This is a genomic window from Pseudomonas mandelii (assembly GCF_002251635.1).
Classification (GTDB): domain Bacteria; phylum Pseudomonadota; class Gammaproteobacteria; order Pseudomonadales; family Pseudomonadaceae; genus Aquipseudomonas; species Aquipseudomonas mandelii_B.
The window spans coordinates 1-20,152 of sequence record NZ_NMOJ01000121.1; the positions used below are offsets into that span (position 1 = coordinate 1).

The window sequence follows — 20,152 nt, forward strand, 5'->3', positions numbered from 1 at the left end:
ATGGAACGTACACTCAGTTCCGANCTGTTCTTCGAAGAAAAAGCTGTAAACACCCAGGCTTCCCTGCCTTTGCGCGTTCTCGCCAACCTGATGTTGTGGCAGCGCCGCATCTCCAGCCGCCACCAACTGGCTCGTCTGGATTCGCGTCTGCTGGCTGACGCCGGTATCAGCGAAGCGCAACGCTACGAAGAGCTGAGCAAGCCGTTCTGGCGCTAAGTTAGCGTCGCTGGCTCTGACCCACCGGGTCCACCGCCAGCACTCCAAATTGAAAAAACAAAGCCCGTCGTGGGAAACCACGACGGGCTTTGTCGTTTTCGTTCTTTGTTGGTGCCGGTACAAAAGGAATACCGGGCGACCAGTACAGTTAAAATAATTACATAATTGAATCGGTACAATTTCTCAGCGGTGTATCTGTAGATCCAGAGGTGAAGGACTCAACATGGAAGTCCTGACTCACCGGCAAAAGGACTGCGCCTTGAATAATCTACTGAATGTTTCCGCTTCTGCCCTTCAACCGAAGCCGCGATTCGTCAGGCTTAAACACTTGCTGAGGGTGCTCGCCGGCAACCTTGAGAGAGCTAGAACCCGACGTTTGCTGGGCCAACTCAATGATCAGCAACTCTCGGACCTGGGCATCAGCCACGCGGATCGGCTCAATGAATTGGATAAACCGTTCTGGCGCTAGGGCTCTGCTTTAACAGAAGGTACTGTTCGAACCGATAAAAGCAGGCCTAATATCGAACCAGAACGTGGCGAGCGCTGTACGACAGGCGTCTGACTCAACAGCTACTTCAACACTCTCAATCGGTTATCCAAAGGAGTTACACCATGTCCCGTCTTCGTCTGCTCAGCGCTGCAGCCCTGCTTGCCGTGGCTGCCAATTCCCACGCGACCAGCTTTATCGTGACCACGGATGCCGTTGTTGGCGCGCTGAAGTCCAGTTCCGATGCAACATCCGATGTCACTTCTTCCTTTCGCGATGACAAGATCGTGCGCGCTGCCCGCGACGACGCCGCCAGCTTTGTCGCCAGCGAAGGCGCCATTCGTGGCGTGAAGCTCGAAAGCGCACTTGACCACATTCGCCACCAGGCGCCTCAGCTGAACGCCACTGATGCACAGCTGGCACAGGCCATCCTGACGATCTAAGCGACGCTGACACGTGGGACACGCTTGTCGTGTCCCAATGTTTCGGCGCTGGCTCTAGCCCGGGCATTGCGCTAGCCTTTGGACTCGCTTTCGACAATCGAGTCTCATGCGTCTTCCTTCAAAGCAGCTTTTCATTTCAGTATTTATCGCAGCCTGCTGGTCGGGCCCGACCTATGCCTTCGACGCGTTCAACCTGTCGACCCAAGGCATCGTCATCACGGGTTACGCCACCAGCATGGTGACCGCCGCCCCCTTCGACCGTAAGCTGCTGATCGAGGCACACGATGACGCTGCAGCGTTCATTGCCAGCGACGGCCAGTTACGCGGAGCGCAGCTAGAGTCCGCGCTGATTTACCTGCGTCGGACCCAGCCAAAACTTCATGCCAGCGACCTTGAACTGGCGCAGGCAATTCTCGTCCAATAATCATCTTTGTATTTTGGAGTCGTTCCATGCGTAGCCCTCTAATTGCTGTTGCCCTTGGCCTGCTTTTATTGGCCGATGTGACCCAGGCGCATACCCTGGTCGCCACCAGTAACATCATCATCAATGCCACCCAGCGCACCCTTGATTTCACGTCTGACACCACCACGTCGATCCGCGATTCGAAGATCATCCGTGAAGCCCACGACGATGCCGCCAGTTTCGTTGCCAGCGATGGCGACATACGCGGCGCGCACCTTGAAGCGGCCATCAACACGTTGCGCACTCGTGTGCCGGAAGCCCGGGACGCCAGTGATCAGGTGCTCGCCGAAGCCATCCTCGCACTGTGAGGTCGCCAAGCGCCTGGCTGGTGGCCGGGCTGATGTTGCTGCTGTGCAACACGGCCCAGGCTGGCCTGCAATTACGGCTCAAGACCGAGGGTCTGAGCCCCGAACAACAGCAAGCCAGTCAGGTGTTGCTCGATGAAGCCATGCAGGCTTTGCCGCCGCGCTTTATCGAGCAGCTGGACCGGCGCATTGATGTCGGCTGGACCGACAAAATGCCTGAAAACGCTTATGGCCAGGCCTCGCTGGTGTCCGAACTCGACCTGAACCGCAACCTGCTCGCAAGCCTCACGGACGGCAGCGCCGCCACCAAGAAAACCTATCGCCCCCATGGCACCGTCCGCCGCGAGATGCTCGCCACCGTGCTGCATGAACTGACCCACATTTACGACCGTGCGCGCCTGTGGACCAAAGACGAGCGCACACTGATACAGCGCTGCACCCGGCGCAACAGCAGTTCCGGCCTGATCGGCATCCCGGATGAATGCCGTGGCCAATCCGACCGCCGCTTTACCCTGAGCGATGACCCGCGCCTGCTCGACCTGGCCGGCTGGCCGCAATACGTCGGTCGCCGTGGCGAGCGCGAGCAGCACAACCGGCAAATCGCCCGCAGCCCGGACATCTACGAAACCACCAGCCCGCTGGAGTTCGTGGCCGTCAACATGGAGTACTTCCTCCTCGACCCGAGCTACGCCTGCCGTCGCCCCGCGCTGTTTCGCTATTACAAAGAACATTTCGGCTGGGCTCCCGCCGCCAAGGACACTTGCAGCAAATCCTTTGCCTTCCTCAATGCCGGCAACGACTTTGCCAAACAACCGCTGGGCCAGGTCGATCCGGAGCGGGTGTATGAAATCGACTACCTGCTGGCCGAAGCCAACCAAAACCTGGTCAGCCGCTGGGGCCACAGCATGTTGCGCCTGGTGATCTGCGCGCCCGGTCGCCCACGCGGCCCGGATTGCCGGCTGGACCTCGACCAGCATCTTGTGTTGTCCTACCGCGCCTTCGTCGGCGACGTGCAGCTCTCGAGCTGGGATGGGCTGGTGGGTAAATACCCCTCGCGCCTATTTGTGCTGCCGCTGGCCCAAGTGATCGACGAATACACCAAGACCGAGTTGCGCAGCCTGGCCTCGGTACCGCTGAACCTGTCGCGCAACGAAATTGAAGACGTGGTGGAGCACGCCGCCGAGATGCACTGGAGTTACGACGGAAACTATTTTTTCCTGTCCAACAACTGCGCGGTGGAAGGCTTGAAGTTGCTGCGCAGCGGTACCAACAATGCGCAACTGGTCGGGCTCGACAGCATCATGCCCAACGGTTTGCTGGAAGTGATGAAGGGCCGCGGACTGGCGAATACCAGCGTGCTCGACGACCCACGCGAAGCGCTGCGCCTGGGTTATCGATTCGACTCCTTCCGTGACCGCTATCAAGCGATGTTCGAAGTGCTGAAGAAGCACTTGCCGATCAAGCAGGAAAAAGTCGAAGACTGGCTGGCACTGAAAGCTGAAGAGCGTCGGCAATGGTTTGAACAAGCTGACCTACGCACCAGTGCCGCGCTGCTGTTGCTGGAGCAGGCCAGCTTCCGTCAACAGTTGGTGCTGGCCCAGGATGAAGTGAAACAACGTTATCTGGGCGCTCGGGAATTGAAGAACGGCGGCATGGACAAGGCGAACGCAACCTTGCAGCAGATTCTCGCCAATAGCGGCTTCCTCAGTCGTCCGGCGGAGCTGCTCGGCACCGGCGGTTATGGATTGCCTCAACCGAATGAATGGCAGCGCCTGGAATCGGAAAGCAGCTTGCGGCAGAAGCAGCTTCAGCTGCTGACCGGAGATCTGGACAAGGAAGTCAGGGCGCTGCTCGACCCAGGCCGGGCAGCTGAGATGGCTGCCAATGAAGCTAACCTGAAACTGGTTGGCGAACATTTGCGCAAATTGCATAAAGCAGCGGGCGGCCTGGAGTTGCCATAAGCAAGAAGGCGTCGTGGATGACCCATGACGCCTTCTTTTTGCCTGCACGTTAGATCAAAGCACCCCTTCCAGAATCTCATAGACGATCCCGGTGCCCACGGCGATCAGCACAATGTCGCCCCCCGCACGGCGCCATTCGTAGCCCGGGTAATACGGCAGCCGTCCCAAGGCACGGTCATCCAGACGCTCACCGTAATAGCCGTGAGGCAACGGCCGGCCACGCACCAGATGAACACCTGGAGGGGGAGGTGCGCCGCGTACAAAATAGCCGTGGTTATCGTGAATAGTCTGGCGCACCGGGCCGAAATCCCGTGGCGGAGGGCCGCCGCGATGATTGTCCTGCGGGCCACGGTGGTCATCGCCATGATTGTCACCACGGTTATCGTAATGGCCCTGCTGCGGGCCGCCGTGGTCGTGATCGTCGCGCTGATCGGCGCTCGCATGCAGCAACGGCGTGGCACTGAGCATCAGCACGCCCAGGCTGGCAATCAGACGTTTCGGCATTTTCATCGGGTCTTTCCTCACTGCACAAACAGCAAAAAGGGCTTCAGAACGTAGTCCTGAAGCCCTCGGTCTTGCTGTTTAGTCTGTACCGTGAGGCTCTAATTCCTCTGTATCAGGAACTTTACCTTCAGCTGACGCGGGCCTTACGCACGCCGTCAGCCAGCGCCGAGCACAGACTCAGCACGCCATCAACCGCCTGTTCCGGCGTGGTGGCATTGGCGATGTGATCGATCAATGCCGAACCCACCACCACACCATCGGCCAGACGCGCGATGGCCGCAGCCTGTTCCGGGGTGCGAATACCAAAACCGATGCTGATCGGCAGGTCGGTGTGGCGGCGCAGACGGGTCACCGCTTCTTCAACGTGTTCCAGGGTGGCCGCGCCGGCGCCGGTCACACCGGCTACCGACACGTAATAAACAAAGCCCGAGCTGCCGTTGAGCACGGTCGGCAGACGCACATCATCGGTTGTCGGTGTGGTCAGACGGATGAAGTCCAGGCCCGCAGCCTGGGCCGGGTCGCACAGCTCGCCGTTATGCTCGGGCGGCAGGTCGACCACGATCAAACCATCAACCCCGGCCTCTTTAGCGTCGGCAATGAAACGCGGCACGCCGTACATGTGGATCGGGTTGAAATACCCCATCAGCACCAGCGGCGTCTCGGTATTGCCTTCNCGGAACTCGCGAACCATCAGCAGGGTTTTCGCCAGGTTCTGCTTGGCTTCCAGCGCGCGGATGTTGGCCAGTTGAATCGCCGGGCCGTCGGCCATCGGGTCGGTGAAGGGCATGCCCANCTCGATCACGTCGGCACCGGCACCGGGCAAGCCTTTGAGGATCGCCAGGGAAGTGTCATAGCTCGGGTCGCCAGCGGTGACGAAGGTCACCAGGGCGGCGCGATTCTGTTCCTTGAGTTCGGCAAAGCGCGTTTGCAGGCGGCTCATCAGTGTTTCTCCTGCTTCGATTGTTCCATGTGNTGCATCACGGTCTGCATGTCTTTGTCGCCACGGCCGGAGAGGTTGACCACCATCAGGTGATCCTTCGGCAGATTCGGTGCGCGTTTGAACACTTCGGCCAAGGCGTGGGCGGTTTCCAGTGCCGGAATAATCCCTTCCAGGCGGCAGCATTTGTGGAATGCNATCAGGGCCTCGTCGTCGGTCACCGAGGTGTACTGAACGCGGCCGATATCATGCAACCAGGCGTGTTCAGGGCCGATGCCGGGGTAGTCGAGGCCGGCGGAAATCGAGTGGGCGTCGATGATCTGGCCGTCGTCGTCCTGCAGCAGGAAGGTGCGGTTGCCGTGCAGCACGCCCGGTACGCCGCCGTTGAGGCTGGCGGCATGCTTGCCGGTTTCGATGCCGTAGCCGGCCGCTTCAACGCCGATAATCTCGACGCTGGCGTCATCCAGGAACGGGTGGAACAGGCCCATGGCGTTGGAGCCACCGCCGATGCAGGCCACCAGGCTGTCCGGCAAGCGGCCTTCCTGGGCTTGCATCTGGGTGCGGGTTTCCTTGCCGATCACGGCCTGGAAGTCGCGCACCATCGCCGGGTAGGGGTGCGGGCCGGCCACGGTGCCGATCAGGTAGAAGGTGTCGTCGACGTTGGTCACCCAGTCACGCAGGGCTTCGTTCATCGCGTCTTTGAGCGTGCCGGTGCCGGCGACCACCGGGATCACTTCGGCGCCCAGCAGCTTCATGCGAAATACGTTGGCCTGTTGACGCTCGATGTCGGTGGTGCCCATGTAGATCACGCAGTCGAGGCCAAAGCGTGCGGCCACGGTGGCGGTTGCCACGCCGTGCATGCCGGCGCCGGTCTCGGCGATGATGCGTTTTTTGCCCATGCGCCGTGCCAGCAGGATCTGGCCGATGCAGTTGTTGATCTTGTGCGCGCCGGTGTGGTTCAGCTCTTCGCGCTTCAGATAGATCTTGGCGCCGCCGCAGAACTCAGTCAGGCGTTCAGCGAAATACAGCGGGCTTGGGCGTCCGACGTAGTCGCGCTGGAAGTAGGCCAATTCTTCGTTGAAAGCCGGATCGATCTTGGCCGCTTCGTATTCGCGGGCCAGTTCGAGGATCAACGGCATCAGGGTTTCAGCGACGTAACGGCCGCCAAACGCGCCAAAGAGGCCGTTGGCGTCAGGGCCGTTGCGCAGATCGGTCTGGGTCATGGGTCGCTCCAGTAGGATTCGTGAGATGACAATGACGGTCACTCTACCCCTCACATCCGGCGCTGAAAACCGATAAGATCGCCGTAACCTGTCAGGAAAACTCACAGATCTCATGAGCCACGACCTTCCCCCGCTGAACGCCCTTCGCGCCTTTGAAGCGACGGCCCGACTGAACAGCGTCAGTCAGGCAGCCGAACAGCTGCACGTCACTCATGGTGCGGTCAGCCGGCAACTCAAGGTGCTCGAAGAACACCTCGGCGTCAGCCTGTTCATCAAGGATGGACGCGGCCTGAAACTCACAGATGCCGGTGTGCGTTTGCGCGATGCCAGCGGTGAAGCCTTTGAACGTCTACGCACGGTTTGCGCAGAGCTGACCCAAAGCACCGCTGACGCTCCATTTGTTCTCGGCTGCTCGGGCAGTTTGTTGGCGCGCTGGTTTATTCCACGCTTGGGACGATTGAATGCGGACCTGCCGGACCTGCGTCTGCACCTGTCGGCGGGCGAAGGCGATCTCGATCCGCGACGGCCGGGGCTCGATGCCCTGCTGGTGTTTGCCGANCCGCCGTGGCCGGCGGATATGCAGGTGTATGAACTGGCCAGCGAGCGAATCGGCCCTGTGATGAGCCCGCGNTTCGCAGGTTACGAACGGCTGCAAGGTTCGCCGGCCACAGCGTTATTGAACGAACCCTTGCTGCACACCACCTCGCGCCCACAGGCCTGGCCGAGCTGGGCACAGCAAAGTGGCCTCGACGCCAAGGCGTTGAAGTACGGTCAAGGTTTCGAGCATTTGTATTATCTGCTGGAAGCGGCAGTNGCGGGGCTGGGGGTGGCGATTGCGCCTGAACCGCTGGTGGCAGAGGACCTGCGAGCGGGTCGCCTGGTGGCGCCGTGGGGTTTCAGTGAAACCCCGGCGCACCTGGCGTTGTGGCTACCCAAGCGCGCCGCGGACGGGCGCGCTCGGCAGTTGGCGCAGTGGCTCAAGGCTGAACTGCGCCAGACAGATTAGTCGCCGCGCTTGAACAGCAGATAAGCCGCGAGCAGACCCAATGCGCCCACTGCAACGCCTGCGGTAGTCCAAGGGTGCTCCTGGGCGTAGTCCCGAGTGGCAATCCCGGTTTCGCGGGTTTTGACTTTGACTTCTTCATACGCATCGCTGAGCAGATGGCGCGAATGCTTCAGCGCGTTCTCGGCGTTGCTTTTCAGCGCTTTGAGGGTTTTACGCGACTCGTCCGAGGCGTCGTCTTTCAGATTTTCCAAAGATTTCAGCAGACTCTCGATCTCGGCTTCCATGCTTTGCAATGAGGCTTTACGTAAAGAGGTGTTGGCCATGGTGGCTCTCCTTCATTGATGATGAGTAGCGTGTGTTGGTTGGGACTTCAAGGGTTCGAGAAAGTGCAGTAATTCTGAACTTCTGCGTTGCAACAGCCGACAGAAGTAATACGAAAAATCACTGCTAGGCTGTATTTCATACCCCAAGGAGAACGCCATGACTGACCATCACACCTACAAGAAAGTCGAACTGGTGGGCTCGTCGACGACCAGCATCGAAGACGCCATCAACAACGCCATTGCCGAAGCGCATAAGAGCATCAAGCACTTGGAGTGGTTTGAAGTGACCGAAACCCGTGGTCACATCAAGGACGGCAAGGCCGCCCACTTCCAGGTCACGCTCAAGGTCGGGTTCCGGATTGCCAGCAGCTGAGTTTGAGCTAGTCTTCTGAACTTGCGCGCTGGCCGAGTGCCATAGGGAAATGGCAAAGCGCTACATGAGTACCTCCGGCTGATGGCTGGATGCTCCCTTTGATCCGACCAGGGAATGCAACCGATGAAACATTTTATTTTAGCGGTAGGTTTGTTGAGCCTTGCGGGTACAGCGTTTGCTGAGGGCAAGTCGTGCGAAGAGCTGAAAGCCGAAATCGCAGCGAAACTTGATGCCAAGGGCATTTCTAATTATTCATTGGAAATAGTCGATAAAGGCGCTGCTGCCGGCGGGAAAGTCGTCGGCACCTGTGAGAAGGGCACGAAGGTCATCGTCTACTCGAAGTAGGTCGAATCCTGCGCACATCAAAAAGCCGACGCAATGCGTCGGCTTTTTGATGTGCGGCGTGTCCGAGCCTCAGCCCTTCATGACCTGCGCCAGCAGCTCATAGGAATGCACCCGATCCGCATGTTCGTAAAGGTCGCAGGTGAAAATCAGCTCGTCTGCCTGAGTCTGCTCGATCAGCACCTCCAGCTTGGCGCGGATTTTCTGCGGGCTGCCCACCATCGCAAGACCGAGGAAATCACCCACGGCGTCTTTTTCATGGGGCAGCCACAGGCCATCCATGGTTTTCACCGGTGGGCGCTGCACCAGGCTTTGGCCACGCATCAACGCCAGGATGCGCTGATAGACCGAAGTCGCCAGGTAATCCGCTTGTTCGTCAGTGTCAGCGGCGACCAGCGGCANGCCGAGCATCACGTAGGGCTTGTCCAGCACGGCTGAAGGCTTGAAGTGATTGCGATACACGCGAATCGCCTCGTGCATCAAACGCGGTGCGAAATGCGAGGCGAAGGCGTAGGGCAAACCCCTCTCTCCCGCAAGCTGCGCGCTGAACAGGCTGGAACCCAGCAACCAGACAGGGACATTGGTCCCGGTGCCCGGCATGGCGATGATGCGCTGGTCTGGCGTGCGTGGGCCGAGATATCGCATCAGCTCCGTAACATCTTCCGGAAACTCGTCGGCGCTGCCGGAACGCTCGCGGCGCAAGGCACGGGCGGTCATTTGATCAGAACCGGGGGCGCGCCCCAAGCCCAGATCGATCCGGCCTGGATACAGGCTTTCGAGGGTGCCGAATTGTTCCGCGATCACCAGCGGCGCGTGGTTGGGCAGCATCACGCCGCCGGAGCCGACACGAATGGTCGAAGTGCCACCGGCCAAATAACCCAGCAAAACCGAGGTGGCCGAGCTGGCGATGCCGTCCATGTTGTGGTGTTCGGCCACCCAAAAACGGTTGTAGCCGAACTTCTCGACATGCTGCGCCAGGTCCAGGGAATTGCGCAGCGACTGGGCCGCGCTGCCGTTCTCGCGCACGGGCACCAGATCAAGGGTCGAGAACTTGATATCGGACAGTCGTTTCATAAGCCTGCTTCTCCAATGGTGAGCGCAGGTTTTTTCTTGCGAACGAAAACCTGCCGAATCTATAAGCGTGCTTCATGCAATGAGGGCATATACCCGAGATTCAATAGCCAAGACATAAATTCCTACGAAAACGGTAGGACTTTTGAGATGGGGTGAACTTTGCACCACCGTCTATCCTCAGAACCCTAGCAACCGAAAACCACGAAGGTGCGACGTTTCGCGCCGGATCTTGAGGAGGCAGACATGGCTATTACGAAGAAAGCATCGGCTCATTGGGAAGGTGATCTGAAAACCGGCATCGGCTCGATCTCCACTGAAACCGGTGTACTCAGAGAAGCACCCTACGGCTTCAAGGCTCGTTTCGAAGGCGGCAAAGGCACCAATCCGGAGGAACTGATCGGCGCGGCGCATGCGGGATGTTTCTCGATGGCGTTTTCGATGATCTTGGGTGATGCGGGGCTCAAGGCTGACAGCATCGATACCAATGCTGAAGTCACCCTGGATCAAGTCGACGGTGGTTTTGCGATCACGGCGGTGAAATTGATCCTCAAGGCGAAAATCCCCGGGGCGACTCAGGCGCAGTTCGAGGAGCTGAGCAACAAGGCCAAAGAAGGTTGCCCGGTATCCAAAGTGTTGAATGCGAAGATCAGCCTGGATGCGACATTGGTTAGCTGATGATCAGGCGCTGAATGTACTGAAGCCTTCGNGAGCGGGCTTGCTCGCGAAAGCGATCTTCTAAGCGACACAATCCCAACGGCTAAACCTGCGCTTTGTGAGCGAAGTCAGAACTCGCTTTACCAAACTGTGGTCGAATAAATGACAGCAGCTGAACCGCAGTCCCCTGCGCGTTGCCTCAATGGAGCTTCAACCATGAAACGTTTTGCCTTGGCGATTATCTGTTGCGCGCTGGCCACTTCGGCCCTGGCGGCACCGAAATCCTGTGAAGAACTCAAGGCCGAGATCGAGGCCAAGATCCAGGCCAATAACGTCTCGTCCTACACCCTGGAAATCGTCACCAATGACGAAGTCCACGATCAGAACATGGTCGTCGGCACCTGCGAAGGCGGCACCAAAAAAATAATTTATCAAAAAAACGACCGCTGATTTGCCTCACATCAGGCAGTAGGCCTCGCGATCTTCAGCGACGATCTCCCGCTTGGCGTTGTACAACCGGGCGCCGGGGGTGAACGCTATCGAACGGCCTTCCAGCACATAACGCTGGCCGGCTTCGAAATGATCGTAGTTGATGGTCAGGTAGCACAGCCGTTCCGTAGTGGAACTCATCATGCCCATGCCCCCGCCACCGGGCACTTCAAAGTCGAACCTGACGACCAGCTCATGGCTGCCGGGCGTCACCTGGAAAAAACGCCCGTCACGCAATCGCTGTTTGTCCAGTCGCTCCGCCATCAGCAACTTGTCGTTGGGGAATGGCGTCGAGAACTCGATCCAGGCCATCTGCGGATTTACCGCCGGTAACGGACTCTGGCAGCCGGCAACTACGCCTGCGGCGAGCAACAGCATCAATCTGCGCACGATGAATGTCCCAAAGGATGGTCATTCAGCATAGCGCCGATCAGCTGCTTTGGCAGCCAGCGGGCGTGCCTTGGCCAATCACTTTTCGTTGCTGGTCATAGAGCTTTGCCCATGGCCGGAAGCCGATATTCCCCGCTTGCAGCTGATACCGCTCACCGGCGTTGAAGTCATTGAATTTCACATTCAACTGGCAATCACGCCAAAGCGGTTCGGCGTCAGGGCCGATGTTGGTGGGCTGGACCGGAAACTGGTAACGCACCGTCAGCTCATGACTGCCCGGATGTACCTCGAAATAGCGTTTGTCGGTGGAGGCCTTGTCATCGACTTCCAGCGCTTGCAGGGCGGTGTCTTCTTGCTGTGAGTCAAGTTCGATCCACGCTTGCGACGGATCATGATGAGGTAAGCCGAAACCAGCACAGCCGGTCAGCATCAACAAGCCTCCCGTCAGCATCAATTTGCGCATAGCGGAGCTCCAGTCAGGCGGGATAGTCTTGCGGGCAGACTCTCCAGGGATGATTTTATTTTGATCAGGCCGCTTCCAAGCCTTGGGTTACTTGATCGCGTTTTGCGGATTTTGTTTCCGGGCGTGTTGCTTTTATTACTCAGTGGTTGCGCCGGCGTCAGTTACTACAGCCAATTGGCCAGTGGTCAGCTGCAGTTGCTGCGGGCCAGGGAGCCGGTGGCCGAGGTGGTTGCCGATCCGTCTCGCGATCCGATGCTGCGCGCGCATCTGGTCCAGTCACAAAAGGCCCGGACATTCGCCAGCCAACAGCTGCATCTGCCGGATAACCAGAGCTACCGTCTGTACGCCGACATTGGCCGGCCGTTCGTGGTCTGGAACGTCTTTGCCACGCCGGAATTTTCCCTGACACCGCAAAACCATTGCTTCCCTATCGCCGGTTGCGTCGCCTATCGCGGTTATTACAGCCAGAGTGCTGCCCGCGGCGAGGCTGCCTTACAACGCCTGAAAGGTATGGACGTGTCCATTGGCGGCGTCGAGGCCTATTCGACGCTCGGCTGGTTCAACGATCCGATTCTCAGCTCAATGATGGGTTGGGGCGACGAGCGGCTGGCCACGCTGATTTTTCATGAGTTGGCGCACCAGCGTTTTTATGTGAAGGACGACACCGAGTTCAACGAGTCTTNNGCCANCTTTGTCGAGCAGGAAGGCACCCGGCAATGGCGAGCATCGCGCAGTCTGGCACCGGACAACGGCGCACAGGCGCAGCATCGAGACCAATTTATTCAATTGGTTCTGGATACGCGCACGCGACTCGAAAAGCTCTACGCCCTACCGCTACCCACCGATCAGATGCGCCAGCGCAAAGCAGCGGAGTTCGAACGACTGCGTCTTGAATATCGACAACTGCGCGACAGCCGCTGGGCCGGGGATAAACGCTATGACGCGTGGATCAATGCGCCAATGAACAATGCCCGGTTGTTGCCGTTTGGGTTGTATGACCAATGGGTGCCGGCGTTTGCGGCGCTGTTCAGGCAGGAGGGTGGGGATTGGCTGAAGTTTTATGCCGCCGTCGAGCAGCTTGGTGCGATGCCGGTTGATAAGCGCAAGGCGGCGCTGAAGGCTTTGGCAGGATCATAAAAGTGTTGGTGGTTGAGCGGGGCTTTTCGCGGGCAAGCCCGCTCCCACAGGCTCCGTGTCGCGTACGAAAAATGCGTGCGACATAGGTCCTGTGGGAGCGTGGCTTGCCCGCGAAGGCGTCCCACAGGGGATAATCCCCTACCCTCTCGACCAAGCCAGCTCGCAACGGATTGGCGACGATGTAGCGAGCAACTGCCTGTAGATCTTCTTCCTTACGAATGGCGCGATCGTGATAACCATGTTGCCAAACCGGACCTTGGCGTCCTGCCGAGCGATTAAGCGTTACTGCGATGCGTGATTTGGTTCGAGCCATCAAACTGGGTAACTGAATATTCTGTAACTCGATCAGCCAATGGAAATGATCGGGCATGACGACCCAGGCCAGTGACGTCGCAAACCCTTCCTGCTCAGCAGTTTTCAGGGCATCGACTACCAGTCGCCCACTCTTGAAGTCATGGAATAACGGTTGCCGGTTCAAAACGACGGCTGTCAGGAGGTAAATCTGTCCGGGCTCCGAATATCGGCCGGTGCGCAATCGATGAGCATGTTTTAGCTCTGGCATTAATGATCCTCCTTGATCGTGACCTCAGACTTTGAGCCTAGGACGATTAGAAGGGACTTGGGTGGTAACTGGCTTTTCGCGGGCAAGCCCGCTCCCACAGGCTCCGTGTCGCGTACGAAAAATGCGTGCGACATAGGTCCTGTGGGAGCGTGGCTTGCCCGCGAAGGCGTTTCAACTAACGCTGCAAAAACGCCCGATGCATCTCATCCAGCGTTTCAAAGTGATAGGCCGGCGCTTCTGCGCTCAACTCTTCCCGGCTGCCAAAACCATAACCCACCGCCGCCGAGTCCAGCCCATTGCTGCGCGCCCCGATCAGGTCGTGCTTTCGATCACCAATCATCAGGGTGTTGGCCGGGTCCAGGCTTTCTTCGGCCATCAGGTGGGCAATCAACTCGACTTTGTTAGTGCGTGTGCCGTCCAGTTCGCTGCCGTAAATCACCTTGAAGTGCCTGGCGAAGTCGAAGTGCCGGGCGATTTCCCGGGCGAACACCCACGGCTTTGAGGTTGCGATGAACAACTGTCGCCCTTGCCCGCCGAGGGTTTCCAGCAACGGTGTGACGCCGTCGAACACACGGTTTTCATACAGGCCGGTGACCTTGAAACGCTCGCGATAAAAATTCACCGCCTCCCAAGCCTTGGCCTCGTCGAAGCCGTAGAACTGCATGAAGGCTTGCAGCAACGGCGGGCCGATGAAGTGCTCCAGCTTGGTCAGGTCGGGTTCATCGATGCCCAGTTTGCTCAGGGCGAACTGGATCGAACGGGTGATGCCCTCGCGCGGGTCGGTCAGTGTGCCATCAAGGTCAAACAAAACGGTTTGGTAATGCATGTTGAATCCTGAATAAGGGCGCAGGGTCAGAGCTGGTCGTAGCCTTCAGCCAGATGCAAATTCTTGAGCTTCACGTAGTTCGCCGCGCTGTACGTGAAAAAGGCATTTTCCTTGTCAGTCAGCGCGCGGATTTGCTTCACCGGGCTGCCCACATACAGAAAGCCGCTTTCCAGNCGCTTGCCCGGCGGCACCAGGCTACCGGCGCCGATGATGACGTCGTCTTCGACCACGGCGCCGTCCATCACGATGCTGCCCATGCCGATCAAGATCCGACTGCCCACGGTGCAGCCATGCAGCATGACCTTGTGGGCGATGGTCACGTCATCGCCGATCANGCGGGGGAAGCCGTCCGGGTTGAACGGCCCGGCGTGGGTGATGTGCAGCACGCAGCCGTCCTGCACGCTGGTGCGCGCACCGATGCGGATGCGGTGCATGTCGCCGCGAATCACGGTCAGCGGCCAAACCGAGCTGTCGGTGCCGATTTCGACATCGCCGATCACCACCGCCGAAATATCGACAAAAGCCCCGGCGCCCAGGGTTGGCGTATGGTTCTGATAGGTGCGAAGGGTCACGATAGCCTCTCTCTCTTCTGCTGATAGCTGCGGTGGGCGTTGATTGTAATTAAGATGGCCNCATGTTTCTTCCAGCCAAGGTGCCAACCGTGAGCGTGAACAACCCTCTTTTGCAGTCCTACGACCTGCCGCCGTTCTCGGCGATCCGTGCCGAACACGTGCAACCGGCCATTGAACAGATCCTGGCTGACAACCGTGCCGCCATTATCGAGATCCTCGACAGCCAGGGCAAACAACCGACCTGGGCCGGCCTGGTGCTGGCAATGGACGAACTGAATGACCGCCTGGGCGCCGCCTGGAGCCCGGTCAGCCACCTCAACGCCGTGTGCAACAGCGCCGAATTGCGCGAAGCCTACGAGTCCTGCCTGCCGGCCTTGAGCGCCTACTCCACCGAGCTGGGCCAGAACCGTGAGCTGTTCGAGGCCTTCGAAGCCTTGGCGAACAGCCCGGAAGCCGCCGGTTTCGATGTGGCGCAAAAAACTATCCTGGAACACGCCCTGCGCGACTTCCGCCTGTCGGGTATCGATTTGCCGNNAGCCGAACAGAAGCGTTACGCCGAAGTGCAAAGCAAATTGTCGGAGCTGGGCAGCCGCTTCTCCAACCAGCTACTCGACGCGACTCAAGCCTGGACCAAGCACGTGACCGATGAAGCCGCCCTTGCCGGCCTCACCGATTCGGCCAAGGCGCAAATGGCCGCCGCTGCACAGGCCAAAGATCTGGACGGCTTCCTCATCACGCTGGAATTCCCGAGCTATTACGCGGTGATGACCTACGCCCAGGACCGTGCCCTGCGTGAAGAAATCTACGCGGCCTACTGCACCCGTGCGTCTGACCAAGGCCCGAATGCCGGTCAGAACGATAACGGCCCGGTGATGGAGCAGATCCTCGATCTGCGTCAGGAACTGGCCAAGCTATTGGGCTATGCATCGTTCTCCGAGCTGAGCCTGGCCACCAAAATGGCTGATTCCAGCGACCAGGTGCTGAGCTTCCTGCGTGACCTGGCCAAGCGCAGCAAGCCGTTTGCCGCTCAGGACCTGCAACAGCTCAAGGCCTACGCCGCCGAACAAGGCTGCGCCGACCTGCAAAGCTGGGACAGCGGTTTCTACGGTGAAAAACTGCGCGAGCAACGCTACAGCGTTTCCCAGGAAGCCCTGCGCGCCTACTTTCCGATCGACAAAGTGCTCGGCGGGCTGTTTGCCATCGTCCAGCGCCTGTACGGCATCGAAATCGCCGAGCAAAAAGGCTTCGACACCTGGCACCCGGATGTTCGCCTGTTTGAAATCAAGGAAAACGGCCAGCACGTCGGGCGTTTCTTCTTCGACCTGTACGCCCGCGCCAACAAGCGGGGCGGTGCCTGGATGGATGGCGCGCGCGACCGTCGCCGCACGATCGACGGCGTATTGCAAAGCCCGGTGGCCAACCTGGTGTGCAACTTCACCCCGGCCGACAGCGGCAAGCCTGCGCTGCTGACCCACGATGAAGTCACCACGCTGTTCCACGAATTCGGCCACGGCTTGCATCACCTGCTGACCCGCGTTGAACACGCTGGCGTGTCCGGCATCAACGGCGTGGCGTGGGATGCAGTGGAACTGCCGAGCCAGTTCATGGAGAACTGGTGCTGGGAGCCGGAAGGCCTGGCGCTGATCTCCGGCCACTATGAAACCGGTGAGCCGCTGCCTCAGGACCTGCTGGAAAAAATGCTGGCGGCGAAGAATTTCCAGTCCGGCCTGATGATGGTGCGCCAACTGGAGTTCTCGTTGTTCGACTTCGAGTTGCACGCCACCCATGGCGATGGTCGCACAGTGGCGCAGGTGCTTGAAGGCGTGCGCGATGAGGTCTCGGTCATGCGTCCACCGGCCTACAACCGTTTCCCTAACAGCTTTGCGCACATCTTCGCCGGCGGTTACGCGGCGGGTTATTACAGCTACAAGTGGGCNGAAGTGTTGTCGGCGGATGCCTTCTCCAAGTTCGAGGAAGAGGGTGTGCTCAACGCTGAAACCGGCCGTGCATTCCGCGAAGCGATTCTGGCGCGGGGTGGTTCCCAGGCGCCGATGGTGCTGTTCGTCGACTTCCGCGGACGTGCGCCGTCGATTGACGCACTCTTGCGCCACAGCGGCCTGAGTGAGGACGCGGCAGCATGAGTGAAGGGCCTGTGATTACGAAAAGACGCTTTATCGCCGGGGCGGTCTGCCCGGCCTGTAGCGAGCCGGACAAATTGATGATGTGGAACGAAGACGAGGTCCCGCATCGCGAATGCGTGGCCTGCGGTTATTCGGACACGCTCAATGAACAAGGACTGTCAGTGCCCAAGGAATTGGGCACGCGGGTCAACACGTCGGCGCTCAAGGTGCCGGACGCCAAGGTTCAGGCGGTGCAGTTCTTCCCGAACCCGAAGTTGAAGAAAAAGCCTGACGAGCAACACTGAGTCAACTCCACCTTCCACCCTTTGACGGGGTGGAAGGTGGTATCTATTTACCACCCTTCCCCCGCGCGTCCTCCTTAGGCTGAATCCTTCAGCCCTATTCAAGGAAGACGCCATGCCTGATAACAATCCTCTGCTAAAGCACTGGGATCTGCCGCCCTGGCAGGACATCCGCGCCGAACACCTGGTGCCTGCCATCGACACCCTTGTTGCCGACAACCGCCAGGCCATTGCCGGAATTATCGCGAGCCAATCCACGATCCCCAACTGGGATGATCTGGTATTGGCCGTTGATGAAACCGATGCGCGTCTGGATGAGGCCATGGGCGTCATCGAAACCCTTTCTATGGTGAAACATGAGGGCAAGGCCTGGGACGCTGCCAGCGCGGCTTGCAGTGATGCCGCTGCGCAGTACATATCTGAAAAGATGGGTAATCACGCACTGTTCCGGGCTTATCAGCGGCTGGCGCAGAGTCCGGCTGCGGCGAATTACGATGAGCCGCGCAAAGCGGTCTTGAACAAGATTCTGCGCCGGTTTCGCTTGTCCGGCATCGAACTGCCCATCGACCAACAGCAGACGCTGGCCCGGCTGAATCGCGACATCGGGGTGCTGCAAAGCCTGTTCATGACCAACCTGGAAGGCGCCAGCGCAGCCTGGACAAAGCGCATCGACGACGACTCGCAATTGCGCGGTTTGTCTGCGGCGACACTGGAGCGTCTGGCAGTCAACGCGCAGCAGGCAGGGCACGAAGGCTGGCTGATGCGTCTGGACCAGGACAGCTTCACTCGCGTCATGGCCTATGCCGAAGACCGATCCCTGCGTGAAGAATACTTTGTCGCCTACTCCACCCGAGCTTCCGATCAAGGCCCCCACGACGGGCAATTCGATAATGGTCCAGTGCTGGAGGTGCTGTTATCCATGCGTCACCAGAAAGCCAGGTTGCTGGGGTATGAGAACTTCGCGCAACTCAGCCTTGTCACGGAAATGGCCGAATCCACCGCGCAAGTCACCGGTTTCCTGCGGCGGCAAATCGTGCAAGCCGCACCGGAACTCGAGAAGGACGCACAAGAACTCAAGGCATTTGCGCTTGAGCGCGGCATGACTGAGGTCCACCCTTGGGATCACGAGTTTCTCGCCGAACAGCTACGCCAGCAACGTCTCGGCGGGGCGTTGAAAGACCTGAGATCGTACTTTCCGCTGGACGGGACGCTGCATCGACTTTGCCTGTTCAGCGAGCGCATGTTTGGCATCCAGATCGTCGAACAGCGGGCATTCAGCCGCTGGCATGACAGCGTGCGCCTGTTTGAAATCAGCGAGCATGGCCAGGTCGTCGGGCACATTTACCTCGACCCTTTCCATCGGGATGAAGCGCCGGACTTTGCCTGGACCGCTACGCTACGTAATCGGCGACTGGACGCCGAAGGTCGATTGACGCTGCCGATCGCCGTGCTTCATGGCAACTTCACGCCCGGGAATGCCGAACGTCCTTGCCTTCTCGCTCATAAGGACCTGCGCGTTCTGTTCCATGAGTTCGGCCATTGCTTGCAGCACGTTCTGACCCACTCGCCTCACCATCGCCTGTCCGGTATCACCCAACTGGGACGCGATACGGCAGAGTTCACCGGGCAATTGTTCGAGCTTTGGTGCCAGTCAGGGGAGTTTCTGCTGTGGCTGGCCGCTCACCACCAGAGCGGCGAGCGTCTGGCCGAAACGCGAGTCGACGCAGCTTTGGCAGCCATCCAGACCCAGACCAGCCGGCAAACCGCAGAGCTGTTACTGGCCGCGTTGTTCGACTTCGAATTGCACCGCAGGCAAGGTGATGGCCGAAGCGTTGAACAAATTTTCGACGACGTGCTGCGAGAGATTCCCCACCTGCAACTGCCGCCCTACTGTCGGTTCGCCAACAGCTTCGATTACATGGTGACCGGGTACGCGGCGTCGGTTTATGCCTACAAATGGTCGGGTGTACTGGCGACCGAGGCATTCAAACGGTTTCAGCAGCATTGGGTATTCAACCCGCAAACCGGCAAGGCCTTTCGCGAAGCCTTTTTTTCACCGGGGGATTCGCGCTCGCTGTTGGTCGCCCTGGAAGAATTCCTCGGAGAACCAATCGCCGACAGCTTTTTCACATCGCCGCCCAGTAGCGCTCCCCGCTGAACTGATGCTTATTCGACGTGGGCGGATTTGAACCAATTTTTCATCGAGCAGGCCGCAAACGGGCTGGTGCTGCAATCGCCGTTGGCGAGCGCGGTTCGAAGCTTGTCAGCATCGGCCTGCATCATGTAACGCACACCGTCCTTGAAATGGGTGCTGTCACCAAAGCCGCCCTGGGTCATTTCGTTCAGGGCGTCCTCCTTGCTCCACCCCTGAATCACCACCCGATACATCGCGGCCATCAGGCCAGTGCGGTCNGAACCGTGTTTGCAGTGCATGAGCACCGGGCCATGGGATTCGGCGGTCTGGATGGCACGCAGGGCTTTGAGCACCTGGGCGTCATCCACGTGATTGGTGCGATAGGGCAGCTGCACCTGAGTAATGTCCGGCGTGGACAACCAGCTTGAATCCGACTCGGGCAGAAAATTGATGACAGTCGCGACGTTGAGTTTTTTCAGCAGCGATACGGCGCCGCTGTCGGGCAAGGCGCTGCGGTAAAGCGTCGGGGACATTTGATAGAGGTTGTATTGCACCTCGACCGGCTGAGCCCATTCCGCCGGGCGGGGCGATGCGCTGTCGTCAGCGAAGGCCATCGTCAGGTTGAAAAGTGCGGCCAGCGACAACAGGCATGTTGCAGTTAAGAAGCGCAATCGGGGCATGCTCGGACGACCGTGTGGGGAAAAGTGGTTAGGTGCCACATAGCTTTAGCCCTGAGCAGTCAAAGGCCCGTGAGACTTCTGTCAAAGATCCGTGAATTGAAGGATTTAAACCTGCTTTCGTATGGCTGGCGCTTAATAAAAAAAGCGGTACTAAAATTCCATTCCG

The 20,152-nt window shown here is 59.0% G+C and carries 25 protein-coding genes and 1 pseudogene; 15 read left to right on the top strand and 11 right to left on the bottom strand.

Annotated elements, in window-relative coordinates:
- The 6 genes from B7L09_RS16670 to B7L09_RS16695 all read left to right on the top strand — a co-directional run bounded on the left by B7L09_RS16670 (position 1) and on the right by B7L09_RS16695 (position 3,875).
- On the top strand, positions 1-216 hold the full coding sequence (locus B7L09_RS16670) for a DUF1127 domain-containing protein (RefSeq protein WP_094469759.1): 216 nt from the start codon (positions 1-3) through the stop codon (positions 214-216).
- 259 nt (positions 217-475) lie between these two features.
- Positions 476-685: a DUF1127 domain-containing protein gene (locus tag B7L09_RS16675; protein WP_176457718.1), complete on the top strand. Its 210-nt coding sequence runs from the start codon at positions 476-478 to the stop codon at positions 683-685.
- Between the two features lie 143 nt (positions 686-828).
- Entirely contained in the window at positions 829-1,146 is a 318-nt protein-coding gene (locus B7L09_RS16680; protein ID WP_010465729.1) for a DUF2388 domain-containing protein, read from the top strand.
- A 106-nt stretch (positions 1,147-1,252) separates the two neighbouring features.
- Complete coding sequence (locus B7L09_RS16685; RefSeq protein WP_094469761.1) at positions 1,253-1,570, top strand: DUF2388 domain-containing protein; 318 nt, start codon at positions 1,253-1,255, stop codon at positions 1,568-1,570.
- A gap of 26 nt (positions 1,571-1,596) precedes the next feature.
- Positions 1,597-1,917, top strand: a complete 321-nt coding sequence (locus tag B7L09_RS16690; RefSeq protein ID WP_094469762.1) for a DUF2388 domain-containing protein — start codon at positions 1,597-1,599, stop codon at positions 1,915-1,917.
- Entirely contained in the window at positions 1,914-3,875 is a 1,962-nt protein-coding gene (locus B7L09_RS16695) for a DUF7844 domain-containing protein (RefSeq protein WP_094469763.1), read from the top strand. The genes B7L09_RS16690 and B7L09_RS16695 overlap by 4 nt, the downstream gene beginning before the upstream one ends.
- Positions 3,876-3,929: 54 nt before the next feature.
- Here the strand turns inward: B7L09_RS16695 and B7L09_RS16700 are convergent, their stop codons facing one another.
- The 3 genes from B7L09_RS16700 to trpB form a co-directional block, all read right to left on the bottom strand.
- Positions 3,930-4,385: an anti-virulence regulator CigR family protein gene (locus B7L09_RS16700; RefSeq protein ID WP_094469764.1), complete on the bottom strand. Its 456-nt coding sequence runs from the start codon at positions 4,383-4,385 to the stop codon at positions 3,930-3,932.
- A 121-nt stretch (positions 4,386-4,506) separates the two neighbouring features.
- The gene (gene trpA, locus B7L09_RS16705) at positions 4,507-5,319 is read right to left on the bottom strand and encodes a tryptophan synthase subunit alpha (protein WP_094469765.1); all 813 of its coding nucleotides are present in this window, start codon (positions 5,317-5,319) and stop codon (positions 4,507-4,509) included.
- Complete coding sequence (trpB, locus tag B7L09_RS16710) at positions 5,319-6,539, bottom strand: tryptophan synthase subunit beta (protein WP_094469766.1); 1,221 nt, start codon at positions 6,537-6,539, stop codon at positions 5,319-5,321. Before trpB ends, trpA begins: the two co-directional genes overlap by 1 nt.
- 112 nt (positions 6,540-6,651) lie before the next feature.
- On the opposite strand from trpB, the gene B7L09_RS16715 reads away from it, so the two are divergent.
- Entirely contained in the window at positions 6,652-7,545 is an 894-nt protein-coding gene (locus tag B7L09_RS16715) for a LysR family transcriptional regulator (protein ID WP_094469767.1), read from the top strand.
- On the opposite strand, the gene B7L09_RS16720 is transcribed toward B7L09_RS16715, so the two are convergent.
- On the bottom strand, positions 7,542-7,868 hold the full coding sequence (locus tag B7L09_RS16720) for an ElaB/YgaM/YqjD family protein (protein ID WP_008152522.1): 327 nt from the start codon (positions 7,866-7,868) through the stop codon (positions 7,542-7,544). The two genes, B7L09_RS16715 and B7L09_RS16720, sit on opposite strands and share 4 nt — an antisense overlap.
- A gap of 157 nt (positions 7,869-8,025) precedes the next feature.
- Between B7L09_RS16720 and B7L09_RS16725 the strand changes: the two genes are divergently transcribed.
- Both B7L09_RS16725 and B7L09_RS16730 read left to right on the top strand, forming a co-directional pair.
- Positions 8,026-8,241: a dodecin gene (locus tag B7L09_RS16725; RefSeq protein ID WP_094469768.1), complete on the top strand. Its 216-nt coding sequence runs from the start codon at positions 8,026-8,028 to the stop codon at positions 8,239-8,241.
- Between the two features lie 123 nt (positions 8,242-8,364).
- Positions 8,365-8,586, top strand: a complete 222-nt coding sequence (locus B7L09_RS16730; RefSeq protein WP_094469769.1) for a DUF1161 domain-containing protein — start codon at positions 8,365-8,367, stop codon at positions 8,584-8,586.
- Positions 8,587-8,655: 69 nt separating this feature from the next.
- Here B7L09_RS16730 and B7L09_RS16735 read toward each other — a convergent pair whose 3' ends face one another.
- Positions 8,656-9,657, bottom strand: coding sequence for an LLM class flavin-dependent oxidoreductase (locus B7L09_RS16735; RefSeq protein WP_094469770.1), 1,002 nt, complete (start codon positions 9,655-9,657; stop codon positions 8,656-8,658).
- A 243-nt stretch (positions 9,658-9,900) separates the two neighbouring features.
- On the opposite strand from B7L09_RS16735, the gene B7L09_RS16740 reads away from it, so the two are divergent.
- A complete protein-coding gene (locus B7L09_RS16740) occupies positions 9,901-10,332 on the top strand; it encodes an OsmC family protein (RefSeq protein ID WP_008152515.1) in 432 nt (143 codons plus the stop codon).
- 195 nt (positions 10,333-10,527) lie between these two features.
- The gene (locus B7L09_RS16745; RefSeq protein ID WP_094469771.1) at positions 10,528-10,761 is read left to right on the top strand and encodes a DUF1161 domain-containing protein; all 234 of its coding nucleotides are present in this window, start codon (positions 10,528-10,530) and stop codon (positions 10,759-10,761) included.
- A gap of 6 nt (positions 10,762-10,767) precedes the next feature.
- On the opposite strand, the gene B7L09_RS16750 is transcribed toward B7L09_RS16745, so the two are convergent.
- Together B7L09_RS16750 and B7L09_RS16755 are read right to left on the bottom strand one after the other, a co-directional pair.
- On the bottom strand, positions 10,768-11,190 hold the full coding sequence (locus tag B7L09_RS16750; protein ID WP_094469772.1) for a PA0061/PA0062 family lipoprotein: 423 nt from the start codon (positions 11,188-11,190) through the stop codon (positions 10,768-10,770).
- Between the two features lie 40 nt (positions 11,191-11,230).
- Positions 11,231-11,653 carry a PA0061/PA0062 family lipoprotein gene (locus tag B7L09_RS16755; RefSeq protein ID WP_094469773.1) on the bottom strand — a complete coding sequence of 141 codons (423 nt, stop codon included), beginning with the start codon at positions 11,651-11,653 and terminating at the stop codon, positions 11,231-11,233.
- 60 nt (positions 11,654-11,713) lie between these two features.
- Between B7L09_RS16755 and B7L09_RS16760 the strand changes: the two genes are divergently transcribed.
- Complete coding sequence (locus B7L09_RS16760; RefSeq protein WP_094469774.1) at positions 11,714-12,790, top strand: aminopeptidase; 1,077 nt, start codon at positions 11,714-11,716, stop codon at positions 12,788-12,790.
- A 115-nt stretch (positions 12,791-12,905) separates the two neighbouring features.
- Here the strand turns inward: B7L09_RS16760 and B7L09_RS16765 are convergent.
- The 3 genes and pseudogenes from B7L09_RS16765 to B7L09_RS16775 all read right to left on the bottom strand — a co-directional run.
- Positions 12,906-13,352, bottom strand: a pseudogene (locus tag B7L09_RS16765) (REP-associated tyrosine transposase); the annotation flags it as partial.
- A 175-nt stretch (positions 13,353-13,527) separates the two neighbouring features.
- Entirely contained in the window at positions 13,528-14,178 is a 651-nt protein-coding gene (locus B7L09_RS16770; RefSeq protein ID WP_094469775.1) for an HAD family hydrolase, read from the bottom strand.
- Positions 14,179-14,204: 26 nt separating this feature from the next.
- Positions 14,205-14,750 (bottom strand): gamma carbonic anhydrase family protein, encoded by a 546-nt coding sequence (locus B7L09_RS16775; protein ID WP_094469776.1) that lies wholly within the window; start codon positions 14,748-14,750, stop codon positions 14,205-14,207.
- A gap of 62 nt (positions 14,751-14,812) precedes the next feature.
- On the opposite strand from B7L09_RS16775, the gene prlC reads away from it, so the two are divergent.
- The 3 genes from prlC (at position 14,813) to B7L09_RS16790 (ending at position 19,330) form a co-directional block, all read left to right on the top strand.
- Positions 14,813-16,891, top strand: a complete 2,079-nt coding sequence (gene prlC / locus B7L09_RS16780) for an oligopeptidase A (protein WP_176457717.1) — start codon at positions 14,813-14,815, stop codon at positions 16,889-16,891.
- Positions 16,888-17,175, top strand: coding sequence for a YheV family putative zinc ribbon protein (locus tag B7L09_RS16785; protein ID WP_059403677.1), 288 nt, complete (start codon positions 16,888-16,890; stop codon positions 17,173-17,175). Before prlC ends, B7L09_RS16785 begins: the two co-directional genes overlap by 4 nt.
- Before the next feature lie 112 nt (positions 17,176-17,287).
- Positions 17,288-19,330, top strand: a complete 2,043-nt coding sequence (locus tag B7L09_RS16790) for a M3 family metallopeptidase (protein ID WP_094469777.1) — start codon at positions 17,288-17,290, stop codon at positions 19,328-19,330.
- A gap of 8 nt (positions 19,331-19,338) precedes the next feature.
- On the opposite strand, the gene B7L09_RS16795 is transcribed toward B7L09_RS16790, so the two are convergent.
- A complete protein-coding gene (locus B7L09_RS16795) occupies positions 19,339-19,986 on the bottom strand; it encodes a phosphatase domain-containing protein (RefSeq protein WP_094469778.1) in 648 nt (215 codons plus the stop codon).
- Positions 19,987-20,152: the final 166 nt, after the last annotated feature.

Excerpts from the sequence above, each read along its gene's own strand:
- B7L09_RS16680 (WP_010465729.1), top strand. The coding sequence starts at position 829 with ATGTCCCGTCTTCGTCTGCTCAGCGCTGCAGCCCTGCTTGCCGTGGCT.
- B7L09_RS16685 (WP_094469761.1), top strand. The coding sequence starts at position 1,253 with ATGCGTCTTCCTTCAAAGCAGCTTTTCATTTCAGTATTTATCGCAGCC.
- B7L09_RS16690 (WP_094469762.1), top strand. The coding sequence starts at position 1,597 with ATGCGTAGCCCTCTAATTGCTGTTGCCCTTGGCCTGCTTTTATTGGCC.
- B7L09_RS16700 (WP_094469764.1), bottom strand. The coding sequence starts at position 4,385 with ATGAAAATGCCGAAACGTCTGATTGCCAGCCTGGGCGTGCTGATGCTC.
- B7L09_RS16720 (WP_008152522.1), bottom strand. The coding sequence starts at position 7,868 with ATGGCCAACACCTCTTTACGTAAAGCCTCATTGCAAAGCATGGAAGCC.
- B7L09_RS16725 (WP_094469768.1), top strand. The coding sequence starts at position 8,026 with ATGACTGACCATCACACCTACAAGAAAGTCGAACTGGTGGGCTCGTCG.
- B7L09_RS16730 (WP_094469769.1), top strand. The coding sequence starts at position 8,365 with ATGAAACATTTTATTTTAGCGGTAGGTTTGTTGAGCCTTGCGGGTACA.
- B7L09_RS16740 (WP_008152515.1), top strand. The coding sequence starts at position 9,901 with ATGGCTATTACGAAGAAAGCATCGGCTCATTGGGAAGGTGATCTGAAA.
- B7L09_RS16745 (WP_094469771.1), top strand. The coding sequence starts at position 10,528 with ATGAAACGTTTTGCCTTGGCGATTATCTGTTGCGCGCTGGCCACTTCG.
- B7L09_RS16755 (WP_094469773.1), bottom strand. The coding sequence starts at position 11,653 with ATGCGCAAATTGATGCTGACGGGAGGCTTGTTGATGCTGACCGGCTGT.
- B7L09_RS16770 (WP_094469775.1), bottom strand. The coding sequence starts at position 14,178 with ATGCATTACCAAACCGTTTTGTTTGACCTTGATGGCACACTGACCGAC.
- B7L09_RS16785 (WP_059403677.1), top strand. The coding sequence starts at position 16,888 with ATGAGTGAAGGGCCTGTGATTACGAAAAGACGCTTTATCGCCGGGGCG.
- B7L09_RS16790 (WP_094469777.1), top strand. The coding sequence starts at position 17,288 with ATGCCTGATAACAATCCTCTGCTAAAGCACTGGGATCTGCCGCCCTGG.